The organism is Vibrio sp. 1727 (assembly GCF_033344415.1).
GTDB lineage: Bacteria > Pseudomonadota > Gammaproteobacteria > Enterobacterales > Vibrionaceae > Vibrio > Vibrio alginolyticus.
In genome coordinates this window covers 1-3,502 of record NZ_JAWPOT010000051.1, presented here as the reverse complement: position 1 = coordinate 3,502, position 3,502 = coordinate 1, and the positions used below count along the sequence as shown (strand labels likewise).

Below are 3,502 nucleotides of genomic sequence, written 5' to 3'. Positions count from 1 at the left end.
GCATGAATACCCCTTCCGAACAATTGATGAAATTAATGATGAAATTAAGCCAAACAATTTTGGTGCCGCTTATTCCTGTTATGTTCAATGAAACCTAGAGAGAAGCAAAAACACCGATAGAGCGTCCCCTTTCGGCTACGCCGAACCCCTACCTCGTTGCCATCACTTTATGGCTGAAGTATCGGGGTTCATTTCACGCTTAACCTTGGGGTTTTCTCTCCCTTTCGGGCTGCCCTACGCTGTGCCGTCAGTGACTCAAAAACCTTTGCAGTTATTTGAATCATCCACCTCAGTGGCACACACCAGACCGTATTATCATTGAGCCTTACTCGATGCCTAGCAGCTGTAGCACCGTGACCTATTACGTCATTTCGGATCTAGTTCGTTCGCTGGCTACCTCAGGTATCCCTTGATCGGTAGCAGGATGCCATTGCCCACCCAAAACATCTTGATTCCAAATGGGCCTAGGGAATACTTGAAGTGCTTAAATGATATGAGCTATCATAAAAGAGCTTACCGACCGTTCAAAATCGTAAGTATTCCGACCAAAACCGACCCTGCAAGGTCGGTTTTGTCACATCTGGGGAAAGAGATTAATCCCAAAGGTGTGTGATCTCAATGCTCTTCTTGCTACGAATAAGTGTTCTCCACAAAGTGCAGTTATCGTTACAACAAATCCCACTGCTCACTGATTTGATTCATCATTGCTTCATGTAGCACCCCAGCAAAAGGTTCATCACATTTTTCATGAATAAAATCATGCGCGATATCAGAAAAGCAACCAATGCATGGACATGGTGACATCATCTTATGCGTTCGTGCCATATCCAAAAGGTGCACCTCAACCTCTTTTCGCATCTGCACTACTGGGCCAAAGAGAGTTTCTAATTCTAGAATCTCTTTTTTTCGTGATGACTTTTTTCCCATAGCTGAATTCTCGATAAACAATTTGAGGTTAGATCGTACCATAAAGGCCAAAATCGGTGTCATTATTCCTATTATGGTAAATCCTCCCTCTTGTATTACAATGCATACAACGCAATACAAGAGGGAGACCACCATGCCATCTATGTCGGTAAGAATTCCTGACGATATCGAGCAAAAGTTAACGCTGCTTGCTGAATCAACAGGCAGAACAAAGTCTTGGATAACAAACCAAGCTATCCAAGATTACTTAGAGCGTGAGCTTTGGCAGATAAATGAAATTAAAGAAGCTCTTAGCGAAGCTGATGCAGGTCATTTTGCTAGTGCAGATGATGTGAAAAGTGCTTTCTCTAAGTGGGGTGTGAATGCAGATTAAATGGCTAAAAAAAGCGTTAATCAATTTAGAGCATTCAGCTGAATACTTACAGGAACAAAACCCTCAGTCAGCAAGGGACTTTGTTAAAGAAGTTCACGAACTAACAGAACTCCTGAAAGCAAACCCAGCAATGGGACGACCAGGGAGAGTGTTCGGAACAAGAGAACTAATCTTGCAAAAGTTTCCTTACTTAATACCTTATCGAGTCAAAGATAATCGCATTGAGATACTAAGGGTATTCCCTACACGCATGAATCAACCAGATTTTTGGTAACTCAATAACTAAGAAAGGCTCCCCATCAGGAGCCTTTCTTGTAAGTGGTCTTCGGTTCGCACAACGAGTGTTACGTTAAATTACTCATTACTTTCTTTTAAACCAAAGCAGTCCCACTCTATCAGCAATCGACTAAAATTATTTTTTGAAAGATATTTGGCATCTACACACTTACCATCATCATCGTACAGCACAAGGAAAAAAGAACTCGATTCTAGTGTACGACCTAACGAAAGCCATTGAGCAACAATTGTCTCGTAATGTTCTTGATATGATGCGATTTCAAAGCCTTTGTTATTCGATGTTTTAAAATAAATTTTTAGTTTCACGCTTTATCCCATTTATCTCATACACATCATATTTAAGACTAGGTTTGTGTGAGCAATTGAACGTTCTTAATAGACTTAGGCCAAAAAAAACCACTATATACGCAATTGAGTACTATTATAAAGTTACATGCATATCACCACTTTGTGAGTATTGTTTTATGGCTCTGTGTGAAATAAAAAAATACGACACTTTAGTAGATGCTCATACGATTAAACTTCTCGAAAATTTAACAATGGAAATTGGAAATGAAGAAGTTGCTCTACAAGTCACTATTTTGTCATTTGAAAAACTTTGGCATCAAATGGAAATGCATGGAGAGCCCAAAAACACATTTGAATGGCTTCAAATCGAAGCAAAGAAGCTCATAACTTAAAGCAACATAACGTTGTTTTGGTGCTTATTATTCCTATTACGTTAAATAGCCGACTTAGCATCTCAAAACGCCAACCTGACGCTCTCAAAACGCTCCAGGAGCGTTTTTAAGCACTTATCCTTACCTACTTAGCCAGAAATCGGGCTGTAAGTTTGTGACGCTTTCAGAGCGATTTACAGGGCAAAAAGTTCGCTGTTCGATTGAAACAAAAAACGCCCTCTAAGAGCGTTTTTTCTATGTTTTCATCTTATCGATGGCATCTTTGGTGATCAGCTCGTTAGCTATCTCCAAGTTCTCTTTGTACTTCTTCTCTTTGTACTTCTCATATTCAAAGCGAGATAACGAACTTCTCGGATCGTACTCGTAATGCTGACAGAATTGCTCAAAAGTAACAGCTGCACTCATAGACACCTATTAATCTTTAAACTGAAAACTTCGCATAAAGCTCTGGCTCTTTAGAGAGTAGAGTCAGGACTTTGCTTGCTAAGCCTGTCGGATTTCTCCGTCCTTGCTCCCAACTTTTCACGGTATCAATACTCACATCCATCGCTTGTGCCAACTCTTTTTGGCTGACATCCAGTTGTGCTCGGATCGCTTTAACATCGGCAATCTCATAACGAGTGACATTCGCAGGAGTCTGCTCTCCTTTTGCAATCGCTTCGGCTTGCTTCATCGATGTATAAAGTTCATCAAAAATACTATTGCTCATTGTCATACTCTCTCTTAATCGACCTCGACACTTCTTTAAGGAGATTCTTCTCTTTCTGAGTTAAAGAGTCCTTTCTCCCTTTCTTGTACAGCAACACCAAATAGACAACATCAGGTTGGATCAGTAAGTAAATCGTTCGATAACCACCACTCTTACCTGTCGATTCTCCAGCAAGGCGAACTTTTCTTAGCCCTCCCGTTCCGACAATCAACGATCCCATTTCTGGGTTTTTGATGATGTCTGACTGCAACGCTCGAAACTCTTCATCCGTGAGCATCTCTTTTCGCTGAGATTCAAACAATGGCGTTTCAATAAACTCTAATGCGTAGCTAATAACCCGATCCTCTCCCAAAAGAATAGGAGTACATTGTACTCCTGGCAAGCGTATTTTCAAATGTATTAACGATTAAATCCGAAACCTCGACCTCTGCGATTTTGTCGTGCTAACGACTGCTCTTGCTGTATTGCTTTTCCAACGACTGGAGCTGCTGCGTCAAGTTGTTTACTTGCATGGTC

Annotated in this window: 8 protein-coding genes; 3 read left to right on the top strand and 5 right to left on the bottom strand. The window is 40.8% G+C overall.

Annotated features, from left to right (window positions below):
• Positions 1-666 precede the first annotated feature (666 nt).
• Entirely contained in the window at positions 667-990 is a 324-nt protein-coding gene (locus R8O10_RS23690; RefSeq protein ID WP_169697136.1) for a hypothetical protein, read from the bottom strand.
• A gap of 70 nt (positions 991-1,060) precedes the next feature.
• Here R8O10_RS23690 and R8O10_RS23685 point away from each other — a divergent pair, with 70 nt between their 5' ends.
• The gene (locus tag R8O10_RS23685) at positions 1,061-1,300 is read left to right on the top strand and encodes a CopG family ribbon-helix-helix protein (protein ID WP_169578946.1); all 240 of its coding nucleotides are present in this window, start codon (positions 1,061-1,063) and stop codon (positions 1,298-1,300) included.
• The gene (locus R8O10_RS23680; RefSeq protein ID WP_086484181.1) at positions 1,290-1,574 is read left to right on the top strand and encodes a type II toxin-antitoxin system RelE/ParE family toxin; all 285 of its coding nucleotides are present in this window, start codon (positions 1,290-1,292) and stop codon (positions 1,572-1,574) included. The genes R8O10_RS23685 and R8O10_RS23680 overlap by 11 nt, the downstream gene beginning before the upstream one ends.
• A gap of 80 nt (positions 1,575-1,654) precedes the next feature.
• On the opposite strand, the gene R8O10_RS23675 is transcribed toward R8O10_RS23680, so the two are convergent.
• Complete coding sequence (locus R8O10_RS23675; RefSeq protein WP_005398517.1) at positions 1,655-1,903, bottom strand: hypothetical protein; 249 nt, start codon at positions 1,901-1,903, stop codon at positions 1,655-1,657.
• Between the two features lie 158 nt (positions 1,904-2,061).
• Here R8O10_RS23675 and R8O10_RS23670 point away from each other — a divergent pair, with 158 nt between their 5' ends.
• The gene (locus tag R8O10_RS23670; RefSeq protein ID WP_005398515.1) at positions 2,062-2,277 is read left to right on the top strand and encodes a hypothetical protein; all 216 of its coding nucleotides are present in this window, start codon (positions 2,062-2,064) and stop codon (positions 2,275-2,277) included.
• A 234-nt stretch (positions 2,278-2,511) separates the two neighbouring features.
• On the opposite strand, the gene R8O10_RS23665 is transcribed toward R8O10_RS23670, so the two are convergent.
• From R8O10_RS23665 to R8O10_RS23655, 3 genes are read right to left on the bottom strand one after another with little or no spacing between them, the layout of a single operon-like run.
• The gene (locus R8O10_RS23665; protein ID WP_158090427.1) at positions 2,512-2,682 is read right to left on the bottom strand and encodes a hypothetical protein; all 171 of its coding nucleotides are present in this window, start codon (positions 2,680-2,682) and stop codon (positions 2,512-2,514) included.
• Positions 2,683-2,698: 16 nt separating this feature from the next.
• Entirely contained in the window at positions 2,699-2,986 is a 288-nt protein-coding gene (nadS, locus tag R8O10_RS23660) for a NadS family protein (RefSeq protein WP_029946694.1), read from the bottom strand.
• Entirely contained in the window at positions 2,976-3,368 is a 393-nt protein-coding gene (locus R8O10_RS23655; RefSeq protein ID WP_224723981.1) for a type II toxin-antitoxin system RelE/ParE family toxin, read from the bottom strand. The genes nadS and R8O10_RS23655 overlap by 11 nt, the downstream gene beginning before the upstream one ends.
• Positions 3,369-3,502: the final 134 nt, after the last annotated feature.